Below are 23,854 nucleotides of genomic sequence, written 5' to 3'. Positions count from 1 at the left end.
CGTCACGACGATTCGGCGTGGTTCAGGCCGCGATACCAGCTCTGCGCATTCGTCGCCCTGATCCTGTCGGCCGTGGCCTCGGGCACCACGCCCAACAGGTGGTCGAGGTTTCCGGGAGACTGGTGCGGAAACCCGGTGGCGAACAGCAGCAGGTCCTCCGAGCCCAGCTGGTCGAGAAGATCGAGTGCCAGCCGGTCGTCCGCGGGCATGTCCCACGGCTCCGCCGTCAGGCGTACGTGGTCACGGATGTAGGAGGACGGCGGCCGCTTCACCCACGGAACCTGAAGCCGAAGGTTCTTCCACTCCTTGTCGAACTTCCACAGGTGCGCCGGCAGCCACGTCACGCCGCTCTCCACGAGGGTGACGCGTGCGGTGGGGAAGAGATCGAAGACACCTTCACTGACGAGACTGGTCAGCTGGGCGGCGAAGACGTGCGCCATCCCGACGTACTCCTCGATGAAGTACGACGGCCAGCCCACGGGTGTCGTCGGATTGCCAGGGGCGCCGCCGAAGTAGATCCCCGCTACGAGGTCATGGCGGACGATCGCCTCCCACAGCGGATGGAAGAGGCGATTGCCGTACGGATGGTGGGCCCTTGCCGGCAGCGCGACCTGGACGAAGCCGGGGTGGTCCGCCACCCGCTCGATCTCCGCCGCCGCCAGGTGAGGAAGCTGCGACGGTACGACGATGGACGCCCGCAGCCGACTGTCCCTGTCGAGCCACTCGGCGATCTGCCAGTCGTTGGTGGCTTTCGCCAGCGCCACCGCCTGGTCGGGGTTGTGCAGTCCGTTCACCGCGTAGGTGCACAGGAGGATCGCGGCCTCGACGGACGGGCCGAGAACCTGCCGCTGAGTCATCTCCAGGTCTGGCGGCCCGTCCGCGACCCGACAGCCGGGCCGAACGGCGATGTCGGAGTTCGGCGGGTAGGGGGCGTCGTAGCCGGCCGGGCCACGGAAGACGGTGTTGTCGATCTGCTCGACCCAGTAGTCCGAGAGGTAGGGCAGCAGGGCGTGGACGTGGGGAACTTCGTTGTGCACGTTGGAGTCGATGATCGTCAACGCCGATTCCTTCGTCGTTCCGCACGGTGCAATTCATCAGACGTTTCCACTGCAGGCTACTCCGGACGAACGCGTTCACGATCGCGACGACGTGACCAGTGTGGCCATCGGCTGGGTGGGTCGTGGTCGTCACTGGCCGGCTGAGGGCTGGCGCTGGATCTGCTCGACGGCGGCGGCGAACTCGGCGGACAGGTGCGAGTCACGGAAGATCGCGGCTCCGTCGAAGACCTGGAAACCGCGGCTCGGGTGGTCGGACGCGGCCGTCTCGCGCAGGCTGGCGGGGAAGTCCTTCGCGTCCAGGATCAGCTGGACCGGCCGGTCGTGCGGGACGAACGCGGCCGACGCTTCCAGGAACTCCCGCCCCCAGCCCGGACCTCGCCCACTCTTCGCGCAGTAGATCAACGGCGTGAACACGTCGATCGCCGGAGCGAGCATCGCATAGTCCTGGGCGAAGATGCGGCTCAGCGCCCGGTCGAACTCCTCCGGCCGCCACGGACACATGTACGCCCCCACCACGCAGTCGGGCAGGTACGCATGGATCAGGTCGGCGTACTTGCCGGCGAACGCCGCGATGCGTTCGCACTTGTGCCGCTCCCACTGCTTTGCCGCCGTACGAAGAATCTCCTCGGGCGAGGTCGTGTCGAGGCCGGTGGCGGTACAGAAGTCCGCGACGCATGCCGCGCAGAAGCAGCTGTCCTGCAGGTCCGGATCCGGCACCTCGAACCAGCCGGCGTAGGTCAGGTAGTCCAGCCAGATGCCGGCGGGCTGGAACTCCCGCAGCCCGGCAACGAGATCGGCTGCGACCTCCTCCAGGAAGTCCTTCTGTGACAGGCAGACGCCCTGCACGAGCCGGCCGTACCGGATCGGCTGACCGTCCACGCCGAGGGGGATCAGCTCCGGCCGGGCGGCGAAGTCGGCGCGGAACGTCTTGAACTCCACGCACGCCGCCACCCCGTGCTGCGCGCACGCCTCGAACGCCGCCGGGTCGAAGCCGTGGAACCACAGGGCGTTCGCGCGGTACCGCTCGAACCGGTCGAGGAACTCCACCGCGGCACCGCCGTACGGACCGAATAGAGCAGGGATGGTACGCATGTCGTCTTCTCCACATCGACTCGTCAGCGGGGCTTGGGCTCGTCGCGCGTCACAGTCCGGGCGGGTGTCGGCGATGCCAGGTGGTCTCGGACTGGAAGGCCGCGGCGGCACGCACGAGGGCCGGCTCGTCGAAGTGCCGCGCCACCAGTTGGACAGCGGTCGGCACGTCGTCCGGCGAGAATCCCGACGGCAGGGTGATCGTGGGGCTGCCGCTCATGTTGAACGGGACGGTGAACTTCCGCAGCCGCGACCGGTCCGGCCCGGCGAGTTCGGCGAGAAGGTCGACCGGTGGCGTCACGAACGCCATGGCCGGCATCACCAGCACGTCGGCCACGTCGAACACCGCGGCCAACCGCCCGCTGAAATCCGCCCGCGCCAGGATCATCCGCTGGTACTCCAGCCCGGTCAGAGCCCGGCCGCGGTCGAGCAGGTCCGCCAACGCCTGGCCATAGCCCTCTCGTCGCGCCGGGAACGTGGCCTCGTGCGCGATCGCTGCCTGCACCGCGCACATGTCGAACCAGCTCGCGACCACCGCGGTGGGATCAGGAAAGCGGATGTCGACGATCTCGGCTCCCAGCGACGCCAGGACGGCGATCGTATGGTCCACGCCCGCGGCCGTCGGACCGTCGACGCCCGCGTGGATCCAGTCGCTGTCGACACCGATGCGGAGTCCCTTGACGGGCTGACCGGCCGCCCCCACCAGGTCGGGCACGGGCTCTCGGGCAGCCGTCGGGTCGGCCCGGTCGCTGCCGGCGATCACCTGCAGCATGGCCGCCGCGTCGGCCGCACTGCGGCACATCGGACCCACGTGGTCCAGGGTCGCGGCCAACTCGGCGACGCCGTGCCGGCTGACCCGGCCCCAGGTCGGCTTCAAGCCCGTGACCCCGTTGGCCGCCGACGGGAAGCGGATCGATCCTCCGGTGTCCGATCCGATCGCTCCGTAACACAGGCCGGCGGCGACAGCCACGCCGCTGCCGCTCGACGACACGCCCGCATAACGTCCGTGGTCCCAGGGATTCAGCGGTGCCCGCAGCGTCGGGTGGTACGCGCTGAACGCCCCCTCGGTGAGGTTCAGCTTGCCGAGGATCACCGCGCCGGCCGCCTGCAGGCGTGCGGTCACCGTCGAGTCCGCCGCAGCGATCACCTCGGACCGAAGCGGCATCCCCGCGCGCGTGGGCACACCCGCGACGTCGACAAGGTCCTTGACGCCCAACGGCACCCCGTGCAGCGGACCCAGGACTCGCCCGTTCGCCACGTCCGCCTGGGCCCGGGTCGCCTGGGCGAGCGCCCGCTCGGACAGCACGGTCGTGTAGCTCCCGAGCTCGGGATCGAGGGCCGCGATGCGCTCCAGCTGGGCCTCGGTCACCTCGACGGGCGAGACCTCCTTCGTCCGCACAAGAGTGGCCAACTCGGTCAACTGCAGGTAGTGCAGCTGGTCTGCGGATCCCATTCGTACGCCCTCCGATGCTCAGACGATCGCACTGCTCTGTCTCTCACCGGACACCTGCCCGAGCAGGCACCTTGCTGCCGTTGACCGAGCCGGTGACGTGATGAGTACGCTTCGGGCTCTCCCACCCGGAGATACTCACACAACGTCACCAGCGCGGTCGACGGCCAAGCGGCGGGGGTCGGGCAGGCGACGGGGGTCGACACGGCAACGACCACGAGGCGATCACAAAGGTGGCCATGACCTTCGACTCCACCCGTCGGGCGTGCTACACGGGCTATGTCACGCAGGCGATCGTGAACAATCTCGCGCCCGTTCTGTTCATCGTCTTCCAGACCCGGTACGACGTGCCGGTGGAGATGCTGGGCCGGCTCGTCCTGCTGAACTTCGCCACCCAGCTGGTCACCGACGTCATCGCGGTCAAGGTGGTGGATCGGGCGGGCTACCGCGGGCCGCTCGTCCTCGCCCACGTCCTTGCCGCGTTCGGCCTCGTCCTGCTGTCGGTGGCGCCGAGCCTGGCCCCGTCGCCCTACCTCGGTCTCTGTGTGGCAGTGATCGTGTACGCCGTCGGCGGCGGACTGCTCGAGGTCCTGGTCAGCCCGGTCGTCGACGCGTTACCCACACCGCAGGCGGCGAAGGCGGCGCAGATGAGCCTGCTGCACTCGTTCTACTGCTGGGGCCAGGTCGGTGTCGTCGCGGTCACCACGCTGCTGCTCGCGGCCATCGGTCAGAGCTCGTGGCAGGTGCTGCCGCTGGTCTGGGCTATCGTCCCGCTGATCAACCTGGTCGCTTTCCTGCGGGTTCCGCTGCCGGCCACCGTGCCCGACGAGCACCGCATGTCGCTGCGCGCGCTGCTCGGCGCGCCCGCCTTCGCGATCGCGATGGTCCTCATGCTGAGTGCCGGGGCGGCCGAGCTGACCATGTCCCAGTGGGCGTCGCTGTTCGCCGAGGAGGGCCTCGGGGTGTCGAAGGTCTGGGGGGACCTCGCCGGGCCGTGCCTGTTCGCCGTCCTCATGGGCATCGGCCGGATGGCGTACGGCCTGTGGGGAGAACGGATCCCCCTGCTGCCCGCGCTGGTCTGCTGCGGGTCCCTCGCGACCGCGTGCTACCTGGTGGCCACGCTGTCCGCCAGCCCGGTGCTGAGCCTCGTGGGGTGTGCGCTCTGCGGTCTGGCGGTGAGCCTGCTATGGCCTGGGACGTTCAGCCTCGCGGCCGCGCGCTTCCCGCTCGGTGGGGCCGCGATGTTCGGCGTCCTGGCCATCTTCGGAGACGCCGGCGGGGCGGGCGGGCCGTGGATCAGCGGGGCCGTCGCCGACCTCGCCTCGTCGGGAGGCAACGGCGTCCTGAGCGATCTCGCGGCGAGCCTTCCCGTCCGTGACGGCTCCGGCCTGCGGGTGGGACTCCTCGTCGGCGCGGTGTTCCCGGTGACGATGGTGGTGGCCGCGCTGCTGTACGCGGCCGCCAGTCGACGTCGACAGCCGTTCGACCGGCGACGGCCAATCGACCAGCGACGGCAGGCCGGCGTGGACAGCCCTCAGGACTCCACCTGATCGTCGGGACCGACGGAACCTCTCGAGCCAGTCGAAGACCCGCCTCCAGCGGTCATGGTTGTAGCGTGATGTGGTGGTCGCCACTGGCCGCCCTACTGATGATCTCAAGGCACGCGCATTTCTCGGAGTGCGGGTCGTTGGCGTTGCTATGGCCTATTACGCCGGGACATATCTGAGTGTCTTGACCAAACCGCTCGGCCTGCCGGTGACGTCGCTGTGGGTATCGGCGGGAATCGCGTTGGCCGGTCTCCTGCTCTTCGATATCCGGATATGGCCGGCCATCACACTCGGCTCCTTCCTGTCCAACGTGCAGGCGGTGCCTGCGCCCGAAGCGCTCCTGGTCTCCCTGGGAAATACTCTTGCACCGGTCTGTGCCTATCTCCTCCTCCGGCGCGTGGGGTTCAGGATCGAGCTGGACCGATTCAGGGACGCACTGTCGCTGGTGCTCCTTGGCGCCTTTGGGGCAATGTCGCTCAGCGCGGCACTGGGCACTGCCGCACTCGTGGTCGCGGATGTCCTGCCGGCGCGACAGTTCCTCCAGGTGTCGGTCGTGTGGTGGTCGAGCGACATGTTGGGCGTCCTGGTCGTGGCCCCGTTCATCCTTGTTCTGAACAGGTTTCTCCGTGCCCTGCGAGACGAGCCCCGGCTCGCCATCCGGGTCGGGTCGTGGCGGGGGCTCGAGCTTGCTGGTCTGCTGCTCACCACCCTCACACTCACGATCATCGGAGACAGAGAATTCGGCGTCCCGTTCATTGCCTTTCCACTCGTCGTACTGGCGGCACTGCGGTTTCAGTTGAATGGCGTGGCACCATGCGCGCTGATCGTGTCAGCCGTGGCGATCGACACCGCTGCGCATGGCTACGGCCTCTTCGAGGGGCGCAATCTGTACGAGAATATCGTGATCCTTCAGGTGTTCAATGGAACGTTCGTTCTCACGGGGCTGCTGCTTGCGGTGGTCATCACCGAGTGGCGCCAGGCCCGCGCGGACGTCCAGCAAACGTGCTTTCGCTTGGCCGAGGTCATCGAGCGGTTACAACAGAGCCTGCTCCCGGACGCAGAGTCGTACGGGGAACTGTCGCACAGGGAAGAGCAGAGTACGACGCGGAAACAGTCGACGGGCAGCGTCAGAAAGAAGTGGGTTCCACCACCGCGCTATCGATAGGTGCGGGCTCGGCGTTCGTACCGGCTCGGCGACGCGCTCTACGATCGGCGTGTGACCGAACCTTCCCGGCTCGCCCAGATCGAGGCCGACCTTGCCCACGCCGCCCAAATCCGCCGGCAGCACACGGACCTGACCCGACGGCTGTCGACCGAACAGGCCCACGTCCAGCTTCTGGACAAGCAGGTCGAGGAACTCCGCGATCGACTCGCCGACGAGGCCAAGGACGTCGACGCGCTGGAGTCCTTCTCGCCCACCCGAATCTGGGCGACTCTTCGCGGATCACGTACCGACGATCTCGACCGTGAACGCGCCGAGCGTGATGCCGCCAGCTACGCCGTCGCGGAAGCGGAGGCCCGACGGGACGCCGCCCACCGCAATGCGGAGTCGGTCCAGGCCCAGCTCAACGGGCTGGGCGACGTCGACGACATCCACAGTCGTGCCCTCGCCGCCAAGGAGCAGTGGGCGCTCACCAACGACCCTGCTCTCGCAGCATCACTGGAGGACATCGCCAGGCAACGCGGCGCGCTCATCGCCGCGCGCAAGGAGACCGCCGAGGCGTACGCAGCCGGGAAGGCGGCCTCCACCCTGGTCGAGCAGGCGGTCGAGGTCCTCGGCAAGGCGGAGTCGTGGTCGACCTTCGACACGTTTCTCGGCGGCGGACTGGTCACGGACATGATGAAGTACGACAGGATGGACGAGGCTACGGATCTCCTTCACCGCGCGGATGTCGCGCTCGGGGACTTCTCGCGCGAGCTCGCCGACGTGGGGATCGCCGCGATCGGTGGCGTGCAGGTCGACGGCATGACGCGTACCTTCGACGTGTTCTTCGACAACATCTTCAGCGACCTGGCGGTTCGGTCACGGATCCAGGAGGCAGGCCGCCGCGCTGAAACGGCGAGCAAGGCCGTACGTCAGGCACTCCAGCAGCTGGAGAAGACCTCGCGTGACATCGCCGGCCAGCTCGGCGAGCTCGACGCGAGGCGAGACCACCTCCTGTCCGGGTGAGGCTCGCGTGCACCGACGACGTCCGCGATCGTCACCAGTCGCCGCAGACGCTGGATCACGACTGAGACTCCGGTTCACGTAGGCCAGCGAGGAAATTCATCCTGGCCGACATCGCAGCGAAGGTGTCGTCGGAAAGTTGCTCGGCAACGCTCAGGAAATGGTCGATCGTCCAACCGAGACGAAGGACGTTGGATACCACCATCGACCGTCGTACGAGGTCGAGATCACCGGACCAGCCAGCTGCACTCAGGCCATCGCAGTACGCCGACTGCATGGCGTGCCAGGCCTCGCTGGGAGACGCACCCAGGTTGGCTTCGGCGTCGAGGGCGAGATGGCCGGCGTCGTGTCCGATCGGCCCCCAGCCCACGAATGCCCAGTCGATGATGACGACCTCCTCGTCGACAGTGCCGATATTGGCGTGGTGGAAGTCGTGATGCGTCAGGACCTGCGGAAAGTCCTGGAGCTGACGCCGGATCTCCGCCGGGTCGGTGACCCGTGCTTCGACGACGCAGCGCAGCACCGGGTCGAGGCCCCGGTCGATCGCTGCCGGCCAAGCCGGATGCGCGAGAGTCCGCTGGTTGTCGAGCCCGTAACGGCTGACGTGGGTGGGAATCCAGTCCTCGGCCAACCAGGAGCGGTCGCTGTCCAGGTGGGCGACCTGCCACCCAGCCAGCCCGATGGCGGCCTGCTCGCACACGCGCAGGGGCGCCGGGACGTCGACGGACTCCAGCCACAGGTCGCGGCACTCGTCGTGGTCGTCGATCGCGTAACAGCGCGCCGCACGTACGCCGCCTGGCCAACCCGAGACCGCCAGATCTGACTCGTAGAACGCAGCTTCGCGTCCCCACCACTGCGGATCATCGGATGCGAACCGGCAGCGCCACACCGGACTGTCGCCGAGGTAGCTGGCACCCGTGCGCTTGACCCACACGCTCGAGGGACCGGCACCATTCAGTCGGTCGGCGCTCACCCGCCAGATCCCGCCGTTGGGATAGCCGCTGTCGTCACCGAACTGGTCGACGACCCACCCGGTGTCGGCCGCGGCGCCGGACAGACCTTTCAGCACTTCGTCAGGAGGGATCTGCCGAATCGGGCCGAACCGCGGTCGCTGTGGAGGTTCGGCGCTCAGATGCTCTTGACCGCACGTCATGCCGCCAAGGTTGCCATGTACCCGCCCCAGGACGAGTTCGACGAGGATGCATGGAGCGCCGCAGCGGCCGATTCATTGAAGTCGAGGGAAACGACCGCTGGGTCTGGCTCACGGGTCAACTGATCGTGACAATGCCAAGGAGCGCCTTCTGCTTGCGCTCAGGGTCCCTGAACACGAATCCGTCCCGCTTCTTGTCCGTCCTCCCTTCGTACTGGTGCAGCACCGCCTTGAGTTGTGCGGCGTCATAGACGAGGAGGATGTCGATGCGGTACGGCGTGCGGTGACTGGCGATCGCGCCGTGGTAGAAGCCCCAACTCAAGTCCTTGAAGAGCCGCATGCGTGGCGTCACTTTGCGCCGAAAGGCAAACAGGTCGATGTGCTTGCCATCGATGTTTTCGTACCCGTGACCCTTGCGGTGAGGGTCGTAGCGGTCGACACCGTGGCGTTTGACGATCTGGACAAGGTCATCAACGGTCTTGCCCGGGTGGGAGGGCGAGCAGACGCCGCGCACGACCACCGTGCGACCCATGAAGTGCTTCTGCAGTTCAGCATCCACGACCTTGCCGACGGCGTTGTGGTCGGGTTCGGTATCGACCTGATACTGAGGCACGCGGACCGTGAAGGTAGGGACGTTCATCGTCATGCCAGTGTGGCGTGTCGTCGCATCGCTCCTCGGGTGGCGGCACCCCTAGTCGATGACGTCCACCGCCCGGACTGAGACGCGGACTGTGAGGCGGACTGCGAGTCCGGGCTGCGAGGCGGACTGCGAGTCCGGGCTGTGCGAAAGCCTGGCGATCTCGCCCGCATTCGACTAGGTTAGGACAGGCTTACCTTATTGGAGGACGTGAATGGGCGCTACCGTCACCGGTCGCATCGAGCCGACCGTTCCGGAACGGACCCGGTCCGCCGTCGCCGCGGCGGCGTCCCTGACCCTCTCCGCGGACGGGCACCGGCAGGTGCTGCTCGGCCTCCACGCGCTTGACGGTCAGGGTCGGGTCGTCCTTCGCCTACCCATCGACTGCCGGGTGGCAACTGACCTCGCTCATGGTCCGAGCGAGGGCCTGCGAACCGTGGCGGAGTTCACCGACCTGGCGCCGATCTCGGTGCGGGACCGGGTTCGCGCCCAGGTCACGTTTGCCGGACGGCTGGCCCCTGTTCCTGCCCGCGAGGCGACGGACCCGATCGCCGCTCGGCTGGATCCTGAACTGATCACCTTCAAGGAGAACGGCGGCAGTGTCACCGTCAGTCCCGACGAACTCGCCACGACAGAAACCGATCCACTGGCCGCGCATGAGGCCGACCTGCTTCTGCACCTGGCCGACGCCCACGCCGACCTCGTAGCAAAGCTGACCCGCCTGATCGAGCCGCGGCTGATGCACCACGTCATCCGGGTCCTGCCCCTGGCAATGGATCGCTGGGGGATCACCCTTCGGCTCGAATACACACGCCACCACAACGATGTCCGCCTGCCGTTTCCCGTACGACTGACCGACGTCACACAGGTGGGCCCGCAGTTCCGCGCTCTCCTTACGCGCGCCAACCTCTGCCCCCATCGCCGACGACTGCACGCCGAGCGATGACCGCTGCCACCCTCCCAGCGGGATCGGGTGATGTCGCGGCCATCATCCGCGCGACACCGCTGGCGGAGGCAATTTGTTCGCCGTGCCAGGTCGACCCACTCGAGCATGCGCCCAGAGGAGCCACTTCCACCATGACCAGAAGCAGGGCCGACTACCACGACGTCGAGGTTGTCCACACGCAGCGGCTGACGCGGCACATGATCCGCGTGGTGCTCACGGCCGAGTCACTCGCGACGTTCGGCGACGACCTCCACGCCGACGCCTACGTCAAGATCACCTTCGTCAAACCCGAACTCGGGCTGACTCCGCCGTACGATCTCGCCGAGCTACGACAACGGCTCGCACCCGACGACATGCCCGTGCGCCGCACCTACACGGTGCGCTGGTACGACCAGCAGAAGCGCCAGCTCGCCATCGACTTCGTGGTCCACGGTGACGAAGGCGTTGCCGGGCCGTGGGCCGTCGCCGCCAGACCCGGTGATCGCCTGGTGATCTCCCGGCCCGGTGGCGCCTACACGCCGCGGACCGACGCCGACTGGCACCTGCTGGCCGGAGACGAAGCTGCCCTCCCCGCCATTGCCGTAGCGCTCGAGGCGATGCCTGACGATGCCGTCGGCGACGCGTTCATCGAGGTGGACTCCACCGAGGACCACCAAGAACTCACCCACCCGGACGGCGTCCTCGTCCACTGGTTGCACCGGGACGGCGTTCGCGCGGGAACATCCACCGTGCTCGTCGACACGGTCACCAAGAGCCCGTGGCGGGAGGGGCGGGTGCAGGTGTTCGTGCACGGTGAGCGCGGCATGGTCAAGGAACTCCGGAACTACCTCAAGAACGTACGAGGCCTACCGCGGGACCAGCTCTCGGTGTCCGGCTACTGGGCGTACGGAAGGACCGAAGACCGGTTCCAGGCCGAGAAGCGCGAACCCATCGGGCAGATCCCGCTCGACTAGGGGGTTTCCCGTGGACACCCCTAGTCGCGGAGGTCGAGCCAGCGCACCTCCGCCGGCGTGAGCTCGACATCGAGGGCGGCGTAGGAGTCGCGGGTCTCGCTGAGCTGCTGCGGACCGATCAGCGGGAACGCGGGGAAGTCCTGCGCGAGGACATACGCCAACGCGATCGCGACCGCCGACACCCCGCGCTGGCTGGCGAGGGTCTCGGCACGCTCCTTGCGGAGGAAGTTGTCCTCGCTGTACCAGCAGCGCACGAGATCGGGGTCGGAGTGATCATCGGGGCTGGATCGTCCGGTGAAGAAGCCGCGCGCCTGGCTCGACCACGGAAACAGCGCCAGCTGGTGCTCCTCGAGCCACTGGCGCGGTTCGGGGTCTGAGGCGGCCAGGCAGCCATCCCAGGGCGGCTCGACCATCCGCGCAAGGCTGAAGTTGTTGCTGAGCGCCACGAATCCCTTCCTGTCATGGGACTGCGCGTACGCGTTCGCTTCGACGAGGCGGTCGGTCGTCCAGTTCGAGCCACCATAGGCATGGATCCGGCCCGCTCGGTGGAGTTCGTCGAGCACATCGACGAACTCCCCGACAGGAATATCAATGTTGTCCCGATGCATGAAGTACAGGTCGACATAGTCAGTCTGCAGCCGCTCCAGGCTCTCGGTCAGTTGGCGGCGGATCGACTCCGGGTCGCAGTGCGGGGTGTGCGCTCCCTTGCCGATCAGGACGATCTCGTCCCGGTTGCCGCGGTTGCGCATCCACTGGCCGACCAGACGCTCGGCCATGCCACCGCCGTAGATGTACGCGGTGTCGAAGCAGTTTCCGCCGCGCTCGACGAAGTCGTCGTACATCACGCTGGCGTGCGACAGCCCGCGACCGACCCCACCCATCACCAGCGTGGAGATCTTCTTGCTGACGCCGGGCACCTCGCCGTACCGCATCCGGTGGTCGGATCCGGCGCGGACCGGCCGCCCGTGGACGGGCGGGATGTTGGCGTCGATCCGCTCCGCGTCGTACTCCAGCCCGATCGCCGCCCGCCAACGGTCCAGCGTCGCCATGTTTCCGAGGGTGTCGGCCCAACTCATCGCCGGGGCCTGCCGGTCCTCCAGGTGTGCGGCCACGGTGTCGGCTTCCAAGGCGTACGGTCGCCCGCCGGCGAACTCGAGGATCTCCGGATCCGCACCGACCCGGTGGACTTGGATGGTCGTGGGATTTCCATCCCTGCCAGCGCCCCACGGAGACCCGACGACGAGATAGCCCTCGCTACCGAAGACGCGTACGGCGTTCTCGGCGGACCTACGTACGCCCGTCGCCACGTGGGCGGTGATGGACGGGTCGGATCCGGAAGCGGCGAACCGCAACGTCGCCACGGCCCACTCGTCGATCCGATTGTCGCGCCCGATGTGACCGACTCCGTCGATCTCGTCGGGATCGGCGAAGGCCTGGCCGCGCGCGGCACCGGCCAGCAGGCGCGCCATCGACGTCGCATAACCTCCGACGTCGAGAATGCCGCCGCCCGCGAGGTCCTGCCGGAACAACCGATTCTCCGGATCTCCACTGGACCCGAACGCGAACGTCGCCTGGATCTGGTGGACCGCGCCGATCGCACCCGAACGGATCAGCTCCGCAAGCCGCACGGTCCGCGGGTTGCAGCGATACATGTACGCCTCCATGGCGAACACGTCGTGCCTGCGCGCGGCCTCGAACACCGCAGTCGCCTGCGCGTGGTTGACCGTGAGCGGCTTCTCGCACAGCAGGTGCTTTCCTGCCTCGGCGGCGCGAATTGCCCACTCCGCGTGCTGCGGATGCGGCGTAGCGATATAGACCGCATCCACGGTGTCGTCCGCGAGGAGTTCGTCGTAACTGCCGTACGCGTGATCCGCGCCATGCTGGTCGGCGAACGACTTGGCCCGCGCGAGGTCCCGGCTGGCCACCGCCACCAGCCTGCCGGTCTCGGAGCTCGGCAGGTCAGCCGCGAACCGTCCGGCAATCCGGCCCGGACCGAGAATTCCCCAGCGCACATTCCGCGTACTCATCCGTCGTCCCCTCGTCCCTCGTCATCCGACCAGGCCGCCCGCTCGGCACCTCGCTCAAGATTCGACGAAGTACTGCTCCGGATAGGCCGGGCCCGGTGTGGGGTACCTCCACGACGCGATCATCGACTTCGGCACGTTGTGGAAGTCCTTCCGCTTGATGCCGTAGGTCCCGATCGGAAGGACGGTGCCCATCACCCAGAACTCGTCGGCCGCGATCTGCAGGATCTCCATGAACAACTCGTGCCGTCTCTCCGGGTCGACGGTCAGTCCGATCTCGTCGTAAAGCTCCATCTGCCGGCGGGCCGCCTCCGGCGGCTCCTCGCCTTCCTCGCCGCGTGTGAGGTACCACGTCATCCACAGAAGCGCGAAGTTGGACTCGTTGTTGGACGGGAAGTACCACCGCGGGTCGACCATTCCGTCCCGCATGCCGCCATCGCCGGTCCACACGCTGGCGTCGTGCTTGTTGGCTTCCTTGCGCGTGTAGAACAGTGAGCGGTCGATGGTGTGGAGGTCCATCTTCACACCCACGTCTTCCCAGTAGCTCCTGACCAGTTCGAGCGCGTCGATCTGGGTCGGCTCCTCGGTGATCACGTCGATGTGGAACGCAATGCGCTTGCCGTCCGGACGCAGCCGGAACCCGCTGCCGTCGCGCTCGGTGTAGCCGGCCTTGTCCAGGTGCTGGTTGGCCAGATCCACGTCGTACGACGTGAACTGCGTGGCGAGTTGTTCGTGGTAGAACTCCGACTCCTTACGCGGAGCCGCCTGCCAGGGCTCGCCCTGCCGTTGGTACACCGCGGTGATGATCTCCTCGCGGTTGATCGCGTGAGAGAGCCCGATGCGGAAGTCGCGGTTCTGGAACACCTCCGCGAGTTTGCGGTCGGGATGGTTCAGATTGAGCGCGATGACCGTCTTGTTCATCGTCGAGTCCAGCCCGTCGACGAACTCGTACCCACCCTTGTCCCGGTTCGACGCGAGCACAGGCTTGTTCTTCGGCGTACCAAGGTTCGGGTTGTAGAACGTCGGCGGGAGGAACTCGAACTCGCCGTCCATCGCACGCAGGAGAGCCGCCTCCTGGTCCGTGATCACGTGCCGAACGATCCGATCCAGGTAGGGAAGCTGACGGCCCCGCGGGTCGGTCTTCCAGTAGTACGGGTTGCGCGACAGCACCATCCGGGTGTCCTGCTGGGTGATCTCCGTGGTGTGCCACGCGGTCAGCAGCGGCACCTCCGGCTGCCAGATGTTGCCGATCCAGCCCAGTGAGCCGCCCTTGTCACCGAACAGTTCGTACCACGTGTCGAACTTTTCTTCCTTCAGCAGCGCGTCGATGTTCTTGTTGTACTTCGGATGGAACTGCTCGAAGTAGTGCTTGGCGGTGATGGTCAGGACGTGTGCACCGTTGGACGCCAACTGCTCGAGGAACAAACCGTTCGGAGTCGTGAAGACGAAACGGAACGTGTAGTCGTCGATCACTTCCAGTTGCGCGGCTTTGCCGCCGGTGACGAAGAAGGACGGTGGTGCGGAGAAGGCCTCCTCGTTGAGCACCACATCGTTGTAGGCGAAGGCGATGTCCTCGGTCGTGAACGGCTCTCCGTCCGACCACTTCATACCTTCCCGAAGGTGGAACGTGTACTGCCTGCCGTCATCCTCGATCTCGAAGGACTCGGCGACGTTGGGGCGTACCTCGCTCCAGTCCGGACTCCACCGCACCAACCACTCGTAGTAGACCTCCGCGCCACCGCCGGGCGGAGGGCTGTCGCCGAACAGGTCCCATTGTCCGCCGTAGGTTCCGAGCCGGTCGGTCGGCTCGACCACCATCGGACTGGCGGGAAGCCGCTTTCCCAGCGGCGGAAGATCGCCGGCCTTGACGAGCCTGGTCAGCTCGGGCGCTTCCTTGGCATCAAGGGCGCCGTCCGCACCCTCACCCCCACCGCTCCTTCCCTGTGGATCGGTGGACAGCAGGTCGCAGCCGGCCGCGAACATGGCGGCCGCCGCGAGCCCACCGGCCCTCAGCACATGTCGGCGAGACGGGTCACGCGGGACGAAGGTCTCCCGGTACCTCATCGGGCCGTCGGCTCTGTCCAAGCTCTCGTTCATCGCGTCCGCCTCCTACCTCGGGGACGAGGCTAGGGCGGTCGGTTGTGCGCGTATACGGCTGCGACCGGCCATCTTCGGACGGTGCAAGCGACGCCTTACTGACTGTGTTCGGGCGGACTACCAACCAAGAGGCCTGATTCCCAGCGGCCGAACGCGTCGGAGACCGCGAGCGCGATGCCCGCTACTGGTCGATGAAGTACTGGGAGACGTGGGTGACCCCCGGATACATGAAGGCCATCCACATGTCGTCCGGCACGTTGCGGAAGTTGTTCTTGGCCACGGCGTAGTAGCTGTCGGGCAAACTGATGCCTATCGACCAGAACTCGTCCCGGGCGATCTCGATGATCCGTCGCATCGGCTCGAACATGTCCTCGACATTGGTCTTGGTGACGACCTCCTCGCGGTAGATCTCGATCTGTCGCAGCATCGCCGCCGGGGGTTCCTCCTGTGGTGTGGCCCCCGTGAACCAGTTGGCCCAGAGAGGGGCGTACAGCGAGTTCCCGCTGGAGGCGAACAGCCATCGTGGGTCTCGAATCATGTCCATGTAGCCGAGCTGACCGGCATCAGCCGTGCAGTCGTACTCGTTGGCCTCGAGCCGGTCGCCGACCAGCGTCGGATCCACGTTGTCGATCCGCAGTCCGACACCGACCTTCTCCCAGGTGGGCTTGATCATCTGGAGAGCGTCGACGATCAACGTGTAGCGACTCGGGGTCAGCACCGTCACGATGATCGGTTCCCCTTCCGGCCCCAGCCGGATCCCGTCGTCGTCCCGTTCGGTGAATCCGGTCTTGTCGAGATACTCACTCGCCAGGTCGAGGTCGAACTCCGTGTACTGCGTACCGAAGTCGTCGGAGTCGTAGAACGGAACCTCTGGCCGGGGCGCGGTCTGCCACGGCCGGCCCTGCCGCTGATGAACGACGTTGATGATCTCCTGACGGTTGATGGCATGCGACAGGCCGATGCGGAAGTTCTTGTTCTGGTAGACCTGGCGTCTTGCCTTGTTCGGGTTGGTCAGATTCAGACAGAGCCCCATCGTGTTGAGATCGGACGTGGTGACGTCCATCAGTCGGTACCCGCCGGTCTTGGCAGACTGCGCGAGGACCGGCTTGTTCTGCGGCGTCGTGGTCTCCGCACGCATGTACATGTCGATGTCGCCATTCGCCGCGTTGAGCAGCAACGTCTCCGGGTCGTTGAAGAAGGTGAACGTCGCCTCGTCGAGGTAGGGAAGCTGGCTCCCTTTCGAGTCGACAGACCAGTAGTAGGGGTTGCGCCGCCAGGTCATGCGGCGGCCATCGTTGAACGGGCGGGTGGGTACCCACGGCGTGAGCGTGGGGAGGTCAGGATTGTTCAACCAGTCCTGCTTCTGGAAGAAGAGCTCCACCCAGTCGGGGACGTTCGCCTCAGCGACCAACTCATCGACGTTCGGGTTGTACTTCGGGTGGAACTGCTTCAGATAGTGCCGGGGAGCAAGCATCTCGAACGAGGTCCAGAACCACGCGAGCTCGTGAAGAAACAGGCCGTGGGGCTCTCGGAAGACGAACGACACGTGCTGGTCATCATGCTTTTCCACCCGCATCGGCTTCTCGTCGTCGCCGTATTGCGGACCGACGACCGGGGTCAGCTCGGAGTTGGTGAGCACCGCGTCGTGCCAGAACACCAGGTCATCCGCGGTGAACGGCTCACCATCGGACCACTTCATCCCCGACCGGAGGGTGAAGGCGAACTCCCGGGCACCATTCGCGACCTCGAAGGACTCGGCGACGAACGGGACGATCTTCTGCCACTGCGGATCCCAGCCGACCAGATGTTGGTCGTAGCGCATCGTCATGTACAGCCAGCCCGGGTCGGTGCTCTCCAGTGCGGTCTGCCAGGTTCCGCCGTACTGACCGATCCGCTCGACCGGATCGATCACCCTCGGCTCATCCGGCAGTCGCTCATTCACCGGCGGTAGCTCGCCCTTCTTCACGAGCCGGGTCAGGCTCGGCGCCTCCGGCCCGTTGGCGCCGCCTCTGGCCTGTCCGCCGCTGGCCTTGCGAGAGGGGTCGGTCGTCAACAGGTCGCACGAGGTGAGCAGGGCGGCGGAGCCCATCGCCCCGATCGCCAGGAACTCCTTACGCGAAAGGCGTCTCGTCATCTACGCCGTCCCTTCGTGAGATGCGGGTGACACCACTGCGACCACACGAGGTCCCGGAAGCCGGGCTCTTGCCCGAAGGGTGCTCACGTCGAGCGCCAATTCTAAGGAATGGAAGGTCAATTTCATTGTCGGGAAAATTATCGGCGGTGTCTGGCCGGTGTCAACGCTCGCCGCCGGATGTGGCCGAGCGGCCACAACCGGCAAGAGCAAGGTGCACGCGACCGGCTCGACCCTCCGCCCTCCGCCATCCGCGCCGGCGCGGGCACGTAGGTCAGCCGTACGACGCAGGCCTTCGTCACTGGTGGGTTGAGGGCCTATTCCTGTACGGGGTCGTAGAAGATCAATGACGTGCCGTTGTTGTCCCTGATGCTGAACTGGCGGCCGCCATAGAAGGGTTCATACAGGTCTTCCTCGAAGCGCACTTCCGGTTCATCAACCCTGTCCGGCTCCGTCATCACCCTGAGCTGGCGCTGCTTCAGCCAGTCGTACAGATCTGTGATCCGATCGGTGACGAACCAGAGCGTCGGCACGGTCGGTTCGCCAAACCGATTGAGGTGGATCTCCGCAACGCCGAACGACAAGATGGCGTAGTCCAGTTCACCGTCCTGCTCGTGGCGCGTTGTCACCGTGAACCCGATGGATGTGTACCACGCCACCGTCTCGGCGAGGTTGGGTGCGGACATGCCGACCGAGAGTTTCCTGATCGACTGGCCAAGAGCATCGGCGCTCGACCGCTCGGCCTGGCGCGGCTCCTCGGCACCGGCGGCTTTGAGCAGGCGCATTCCTTCTCGATCGCCACGCAGCATGGCCACCATCAACGGCGTGCGGCCCTTGTCGTCCTTCGCGTCGACCTCGGCGCCATGCTCGATCAGGAGCTCGAGCATGGGGTACTGCCGGTCCTTTCCTGACAACCCGTCCGGCGGCGCCAGCGCGGCGTGGAGTGGCGTCTGCCCGTTCTCGAACCGCGAACGGCGGCGGAACAGGCAATCAGGATCCTCCTCGACCAGGCCTTCGACGATCTCCAGATCACCGAGAGCAATCGCGGAGAAGATGTGATGGCGGGCCCCACGCTCGAGCAGCAGGTTGACGACCGCCTCATTACCTTCACGTGCCGCCCAGCCGATCACGTCGGCCTGGTGCACGTCTCCCGCGCCCTGCACGTCAGCCCCCGCGTCGAGGAGAACCCGGACACTGCGCAGATGCCCTCCCCCGGCGGCAAGATGCAACGGACCGGCGTTGTCACCCACGTCGCGCGCGTCGGGATCAGCGCCATGCTCGATCAACAGGCGCACGGCTTCCGGGTGGGGCACCGCGAGGTGCAGACCGGTGCTGCCTTCCGAGTTGCGCTCGCGAACCAGGCCGGGATCGATCTGCAGGTGCATGCGCAGGGCGTCGACGTCTCCCGTCGTGCACGCGCCGAAGAAGTCGGCCGTGCTCGGAGCACGTCGCCGATCAACCTCTGCCTTCAGTGCCCGCCAACTCGAGAAGCCGTACTCGCGGGCAATCGCCTGCTGGGTGTCGGCGAGTTTTGTCGCTGGGCGAGTCGTGCGTAATGCGACCAACCGCTCCTTGGCGAGCTTGCGCAGGTACGCCAGAGATGGTCGTTCGGGCAGATTTCGGGTGGGCATGGGCACGTTCCTTCCACTCAGCCCGGCGTCCGCTACTCACGGGCTGGAAGTCAGCGCGCCACGGTCGAGGTGGACGTGAACGGGTGGGTTCGACCCTTCACGCGGACCGTCGGCCGCCCATGTCGGCCGGCACAGATCTTAGCCAGGGAAGACAGGGCACCGGCAAGCTGACGGATGTCCCCCTTCGACGCGGACTGGTATGGAATCGGCTGGGGCGCGCCCGGCCCGCCTGATACTTGATTGATTCCAGAAACTGCGCCAAACTTCGGAGCGTGCCAACGACTGCGGACCTCGAGCGGATGGTGCGCGGGGCCGCATTGCGGGTCACCCGACCGCGGATCGCGGTGCTGTCCGCGGTGCACGACCATCCCCACTCCGACACGGAGTCGATCATCGGTGCCGTTCGGGAGAACCTCGCCGGGGTGTCCCACCAGGCCGTCTATGACGTACTGCGGGTGCTGACCGACGCGGGTCTGGTGCGGCGTATCCAGCCGCGCGGCTCCCTGGCGCGCTACGAGGCGCGGGTCGGGGACAACCACCACCACGTCGTCTGTCGGACGTGCGGTGCCATCGCCGATGTCGACTGCGCGGTCGGCAACATCCCCTGCCTGACGGCCGCTGATGACTCGGGCTACGAGATCGACGAAGCCGAGGTCATCTACTGGGGCCGATGTCCCGAGTGTGTCGCGGCGAACCAACCAGCCACCAGATGAGAACAGCGAGACAGGAGAAGGACCAACGTGTCTGACCGCGGTAGCGAAAGCGAAAACCCAGCAATCTCCGCGCCGACTCCCACGCCGACTCGGCCCAGGACGAACCAGGACTGGTGGCCGAATCGGCTGAACCTGCAGGTACTCCACCAGCACTCGCCCCGATCCAGTCCGATGGGTGAGGACTTCAACTACGCAGAAGAGTTCAAGACCCTCGACCTCGACGCGCTGAAACGAGACATCGTCGAGGTGATGACGACGTCGCAGGAATGGTGGCCGGCTGACTACGGCCACTACGGACCGCTCTTCATCCGGATGAGCTGGCATGCGGCGGGCACCTACCGCATCGCCGACGGCCGGGGTGGCGGCGGCGCCGGCACGCAGCGATTTGCCCCCCTCAACAGTTGGCCCGACAACGCGAGCCTGGACAAGGCGCGCCGGTTGCTCTGGCCGGTCAAGCAGAAGTACGGCCAGAAGATCTCCTGGGCCGATCTCCTGGTCTTCGCCGGAAACTGTGCCCTGGAGTCGATGGGGTTCAAGACGTTCGGCTTCGGGTTCGGTCGCGAGGACATCTGGGAACCCGAGGAGATCATCTGGGGGCCTGAGGACACCTGGCTCGGAGATGAGCGCTACAGCGGCGACAGGGAACTCGCGGGACCTCTTGGCGCCGTGCAGATGGGCCTGATCTACGTGAATCCCGAAGGCCCCAACGGCAACCCGGATCCGCTGGCCGCCGCCAGGGACATTCGCGAGACCTTCCGCCGGATGGCGATGAACGACGAGGAGACGGTCGCGCTCATCGCCGGCGGCCATACGTTCGGCAAGACCCATGGTGCGGGTCACGCGGAGAACGTCGGGCCTGAGCCGGAGGCGGCGCCCCTCGAGGAGCAGGGCCTCGGCTGGCGGAACACCTTCGGTAGCGGCAAGGGCGCGGACACGATCACCAGCGGCCTCGAGGGTGCCTGGACGCCGACCCCGGTGACGTGGGACAACAGCTTCTTCGAGACTCTGTTCGGCTACGAGTGGGAGCTGGCCAAGAGCCCTGCCGGGGCGCACCAGTGGAAGCCGAAGGACAGCGCTGGTTCCGGCACCGTGCCCGACGCCCACGACTCGTCGCGGAGCCACGCGCCGACGATGCTGACGACGGACCTCGCGCTGCGCTTCGACCCGGTTTACGAGCCGATCTCCCGGCGCTTCCTCGAGCACCCGGACGAGTTGGCCGACGCGTTCGCCAAGGCGTGGTACAAGCTGTTGCACCGCGACATGGGCCCGGTCTCCCGCTACCTCGGCCCATGGGTTCCGGAGCCGCAGCTGTGGCAGGATCCCGTCCCCGAGGTCACCCATGAGCTCATCGCGGACGAGGACATCGCTGCCCTCAAGGGCACGCTCCTCGCATCGGGCCTGTCCATCTCCCAGCTGGTCTCCACCGCGTGGGCGTCGGCGGCAAGCTTCCGCGGCACCGACAAGCGTGGCGGGGCCAACGGAGCACGGATCCGCCTTGCACCGCAAAAGGACTGGCAGGTCAACAGCCCGGCCGAGCTCGCCAAGGCGCTCCAGGTTCTGGAGCAGGTCCAGCGGGACTTCAACAGCGCGCAGCCAGGCGGGAAGCAGGTCTCGCTCGCCGACCTGATCGTCCTGGGTGGGTGTGCGGCCGTCGAGCAAGCGGCGAAGAACGCCGGACACGACATCACGGTCCCGTTCGTGCCGGGGCGTACGGACGCCTCGCAGGAGCAGACCGACGTGGAGTCGTTCGCCGTGCTCGAACCGACCGCCGACGGGTTCCGCAACTACGTCCGAGCCGGGGAGAAGTTGCCGGCGGAGACCCTGCTGCTGGATCGGGCCAACATGTTGACGCTGACCGCTCCCGAGATGACGGTGCTGGTCGGCGGCATGCGTGCCCTGAACGCCAACGTCGGACAGGCCCAGCACGGCGTCTTCACCGACCGGCCCGGGACTTTGACCAACGACTTCTTCGTGAACCTGCTCGACATGAACACCGAGTGGAAGGCGTCCGAGTCGCAGGAGTTCGTGTACGAGGGTCGTGATCGCGCCAGCGGAGAGATCACCCGGACCGGCACCGCCATCGACCTCGTCTTCGGCTCCAACTCCGAGCTCCGAGCCCTCGCTGAGGTCTACGCGGCCAACGACGCGCAGGAGAAGTTCGTACGCGACTTCGTGGCGGCCTGGGACAAGGTCATGAACCTCGACCGGTTCGACCTCGCCTGACACCGGTGTCCAGGTCGGCCGCACGTCAGGCCGACCTGGACATCCCCGGCCGGGTGGCTTCCGGGATCTCTCGAAAAGGTTGGCGGGTTGTGTCGATCCACGACTTTCCCCGTTCGACCTAGGGGTAAGCGGGCCCGAGAGAGGGACCCCGGACAATCCAGGAGACAGAACCATGAAGTACATGCTGATCATGCGCGCCACCGACGAGACGTACAAAGCGTTCCAAGACGTCGATTTCAACGAGATCATCGAGACGATGGGCCGGTTCAACGACGAGATGATCCGTGCCGGCGTGCTGATCTCGGCGGAGGGCCTCGACGACGCCGCACAAGGTGTGATTGTGGACTACTCGTCCGACCCGCCGGTGGTCACCGATGGTCCCTACGGCGAGACCAAGGAGCTGTTCGGGGGCTTCTGGATCCTCAACGTCGCCTCCAAGGAGGAGGCCGTGGAGTGGGCGAAGCGGGCGCCGATGGCCGGGCCGGGCGCCAAGGCCGAGATCCGCCGGGTCTCGACGATCGACGAGTTTCCGCAGGACAACGAGTGGATCAAGAAGGAGCGGGCGTGGCGCGAAGCCACCGGTCAGCTCTGAACGGATCGGCACGGCGAGTCGGGGATGGCTGATCCCACCGGCCGTGAGGCCGTCGGCGCTGTCTGGCGGATCGAGTCCGCCCGGATCGTCGGTGCGCTCGCCCGGTACACCGGCGACTTCGCGCTGGCCGAGGACCTCGCCCAGGAGGCGTTTGCCGAGGCACTGGTGACCTGGCCGCGCGAGGGTGTGCCCCGCAACCCGGCGGGGTGGTTGCTCACCGTCGGCCGGCGCCGCGCGATCGACGCCTTCCGCCGGCGCTCTGCCCTTGACGAGCGGTACGCCGCCCTCGCTCAGAACCTGGGCGAGGGCGGCGTCGTCTCGGGGAGCGCACCAGCCGATCCGGTCCGAGACGGCGAGGACGTGCTGTGGGATCCGGACCAGATCGACGACGACATGCTCGCGTTGATGTTCATCTCCTGCCACCCCGTGCTGTCGCGGGAGGCGAGGGTCGCGCTCACCCTGCGGGTGGTCGGTGGTCTGACGAGCGACGAGATCGCCAAGGCGTTCCTCGTCCCGACCGCGACCGTGCAGGCCCGAATCACCCGGGCGAAGAAGACCCTCGGAGCGGCCCGGGTGCCGTTCGAGGTGCCACCGGCGAAGGAGCGGGCCGAGCGGCTCGGATCGGTGCTCACCGTGGTCTACCTGATCTTCACCGAAGGGTCCTCGGCCAGCTCCGGTGAGGATCTGATCCGACTCGACCTCGCGAGCGAGGCACAGCGCGTCGCGCGGATGCTGGCCCGGCTGGTGCCGAACGAACCCGAGGTCCACGGCCTGCTGGCTCTGCTGGAGCTGACCGCGGCGCGCTTCCCCGCCCGCATTGGATCGGACGGCGAGCCGGTGCTGCTGGAACACCAGGACCGCCGCCGCTGGGACCGCGCCGCGATCCGCCGCGGACAAGCCGCGCTCGCCCGCGCGGAGCAGGTCGGCCGGGGCCTGGGCGCGTACGGCCTGCAGGCGGCGATCGCCGAATGCCATGCCGTCGCCCCGTCGGTCGACGCGACGAACTGGGAACGCATCGTGCTCCTCTACGAGGCACTCGGCCGGCTCGCGCCATCGCCTGTGGTCGACCTCAACCGGGCAGTGGCGGTCTCCATGGCACAGGGACCGGCGGCGGCGCTGCCGGTCGTGGACGAGCTCGTTGCCGCCGAGGTGCTGTCGAGCTCGCACCTGCTCCCGACCGTTCGCGGCGAGCTGCTCACCCGCCTGGGACGCATCGACGAGGCGCGCGCCGAACTGCAGCTCGCCCTCCACCTGTGCGGCAACGAGCGCGAACGCGCCGTGCTGGAGCGTAAGGTCGCCGACCTCGGCTGACCGGCTCACGACCGGAACCTCTCAGTCGACTGCCGCGCCGCGAGTGATGTTGAGCGATGTCGTGGTGATGGACGCCGTCCTGCGTCCTGATCGTCACACCGACTCCCTCACACCACGCCTTGCGCATCACCGACG

General features: G+C 66.9%; 18 protein-coding genes. 9 read left to right on the top strand and 9 right to left on the bottom strand.

Annotated features, from left to right (window positions below; translation table 11 throughout):
- Window positions 1–2: 2 nt before the first annotated feature.
- The 3 genes from ABNF93_RS28920 to ABNF93_RS28910 form a co-directional block, all read right to left on the bottom strand.
- Complete coding sequence (locus tag ABNF93_RS28920; RefSeq protein ID WP_349331379.1) at window positions 3–1,058, bottom strand: amidohydrolase family protein; 1,056 nt, start codon at window positions 1,056–1,058, stop codon at window positions 3–5.
- A gap of 129 nt (window positions 1,059–1,187) precedes the next feature.
- Window positions 1,188–2,150, bottom strand: coding sequence for a hypothetical protein (locus ABNF93_RS28915; RefSeq protein WP_349331378.1), 963 nt, complete (start codon window positions 2,148–2,150; stop codon window positions 1,188–1,190).
- Window positions 2,151–2,199: 49 nt separating this feature from the next.
- A complete protein-coding gene (locus tag ABNF93_RS28910) occupies window positions 2,200–3,600 on the bottom strand; it encodes an amidase (RefSeq protein WP_349331377.1) in 1,401 nt (466 codons plus the stop codon).
- Window positions 3,601–3,836: 236 nt separating this feature from the next.
- Here ABNF93_RS28910 and ABNF93_RS28905 point away from each other — a divergent pair, with 236 nt between their 5' ends.
- From ABNF93_RS28905 to ABNF93_RS28895, 3 genes are all read left to right on the top strand, one after another.
- A complete protein-coding gene (locus ABNF93_RS28905) occupies window positions 3,837–5,147 on the top strand; it encodes an MFS transporter (RefSeq protein WP_349331376.1) in 1,311 nt (436 codons plus the stop codon).
- A 73-nt stretch (window positions 5,148–5,220) separates the two neighbouring features.
- Window positions 5,221–6,309, top strand: coding sequence for an MASE1 domain-containing protein (locus tag ABNF93_RS28900; protein WP_349331375.1), 1,089 nt, complete (start codon window positions 5,221–5,223; stop codon window positions 6,307–6,309).
- A 51-nt stretch (window positions 6,310–6,360) separates the two neighbouring features.
- Entirely contained in the window at window positions 6,361–7,314 is a 954-nt protein-coding gene (locus ABNF93_RS28895; RefSeq protein ID WP_349331374.1) for a hypothetical protein, read from the top strand.
- 55 nt (window positions 7,315–7,369) lie between these two features.
- On the opposite strand, the gene ABNF93_RS28890 is transcribed toward ABNF93_RS28895, so the two are convergent.
- Window positions 7,370–8,380 (bottom strand): phosphotransferase, encoded by a 1,011-nt coding sequence (locus ABNF93_RS28890; RefSeq protein WP_349331373.1) that lies wholly within the window; start codon window positions 8,378–8,380, stop codon window positions 7,370–7,372.
- A gap of 199 nt (window positions 8,381–8,579) precedes the next feature.
- Window positions 8,580–9,107, bottom strand: coding sequence for a hypothetical protein (locus ABNF93_RS28885; protein WP_349331372.1), 528 nt, complete (start codon window positions 9,105–9,107; stop codon window positions 8,580–8,582).
- A gap of 205 nt (window positions 9,108–9,312) precedes the next feature.
- Between ABNF93_RS28885 and ABNF93_RS28880 the strand changes: the two genes are divergently transcribed.
- Together ABNF93_RS28880 and ABNF93_RS28875 are read left to right on the top strand one after the other, a co-directional pair.
- On the top strand, window positions 9,313–10,044 hold the full coding sequence (locus ABNF93_RS28880; RefSeq protein WP_349331371.1) for a DUF2470 domain-containing protein: 732 nt from the start codon (window positions 9,313–9,315) through the stop codon (window positions 10,042–10,044).
- A gap of 131 nt (window positions 10,045–10,175) precedes the next feature.
- The gene (locus tag ABNF93_RS28875) at window positions 10,176–10,997 is read left to right on the top strand and encodes a siderophore-interacting protein (RefSeq protein WP_349331370.1); all 822 of its coding nucleotides are present in this window, start codon (window positions 10,176–10,178) and stop codon (window positions 10,995–10,997) included.
- Window positions 10,998–11,017: 20 nt separating this feature from the next.
- Here ABNF93_RS28875 and ABNF93_RS28870 read toward each other — a convergent pair whose 3' ends face one another.
- The 4 genes from ABNF93_RS28870 to ABNF93_RS28855 all read right to left on the bottom strand — a co-directional run bounded on the left by ABNF93_RS28870 (window position 11,018) and on the right by ABNF93_RS28855 (window position 18,634).
- On the bottom strand, window positions 11,018–13,024 hold the full coding sequence (locus ABNF93_RS28870; protein WP_349331369.1) for an aldo/keto reductase: 2,007 nt from the start codon (window positions 13,022–13,024) through the stop codon (window positions 11,018–11,020).
- Window positions 13,025–13,078: 54 nt separating this feature from the next.
- A complete protein-coding gene (locus tag ABNF93_RS28865; protein WP_349331368.1) occupies window positions 13,079–15,118 on the bottom strand; it encodes an ABC transporter substrate-binding protein in 2,040 nt (679 codons plus the stop codon).
- A 181-nt stretch (window positions 15,119–15,299) separates the two neighbouring features.
- Window positions 15,300–17,252, bottom strand: coding sequence for an ABC transporter substrate-binding protein (locus ABNF93_RS28860; RefSeq protein ID WP_349331367.1), 1,953 nt, complete (start codon window positions 17,250–17,252; stop codon window positions 15,300–15,302).
- 314 nt (window positions 17,253–17,566) lie between these two features.
- Window positions 17,567–18,634, bottom strand: a complete 1,068-nt coding sequence (locus ABNF93_RS28855) for an ankyrin repeat domain-containing protein (protein WP_349331366.1) — start codon at window positions 18,632–18,634, stop codon at window positions 17,567–17,569.
- Between the two features lie 545 nt (window positions 18,635–19,179).
- Here ABNF93_RS28855 and ABNF93_RS28850 point away from each other — a divergent pair.
- The 4 genes from ABNF93_RS28850 to ABNF93_RS28835 all read left to right on the top strand — a co-directional run bounded on the left by ABNF93_RS28850 (window position 19,180) and on the right by ABNF93_RS28835 (window position 23,719).
- Entirely contained in the window at window positions 19,180–19,593 is a 414-nt protein-coding gene (locus tag ABNF93_RS28850) for a Fur family transcriptional regulator (RefSeq protein ID WP_349331396.1), read from the top strand.
- 27 nt (window positions 19,594–19,620) lie between these two features.
- Window positions 19,621–21,816: a catalase/peroxidase HPI gene (gene katG, locus ABNF93_RS28845; RefSeq protein ID WP_502877645.1), complete on the top strand. Its 2,196-nt coding sequence runs from the start codon at window positions 19,621–19,623 to the stop codon at window positions 21,814–21,816.
- Window positions 21,817–21,988: 172 nt separating this feature from the next.
- Window positions 21,989–22,408, top strand: a complete 420-nt coding sequence (locus ABNF93_RS28840) for a YciI family protein (RefSeq protein ID WP_349331365.1) — start codon at window positions 21,989–21,991, stop codon at window positions 22,406–22,408.
- 24 nt (window positions 22,409–22,432) lie between these two features.
- Window positions 22,433–23,719 (top strand): RNA polymerase sigma factor, encoded by a 1,287-nt coding sequence (locus ABNF93_RS28835; protein ID WP_349331364.1) that lies wholly within the window; start codon window positions 22,433–22,435, stop codon window positions 23,717–23,719.
- Window positions 23,720–23,854: the final 135 nt, after the last annotated feature.

The sequence above is a fragment of the Actinopolymorpha sp. B9G3 genome (genome assembly GCF_040120725.1).
Taxonomy (GTDB): Bacteria; Actinomycetota; Actinomycetes; order Propionibacteriales; family Actinopolymorphaceae; genus Thermasporomyces.
This window is presented reverse-complemented; position numbering and strand designations above follow the sequence as displayed.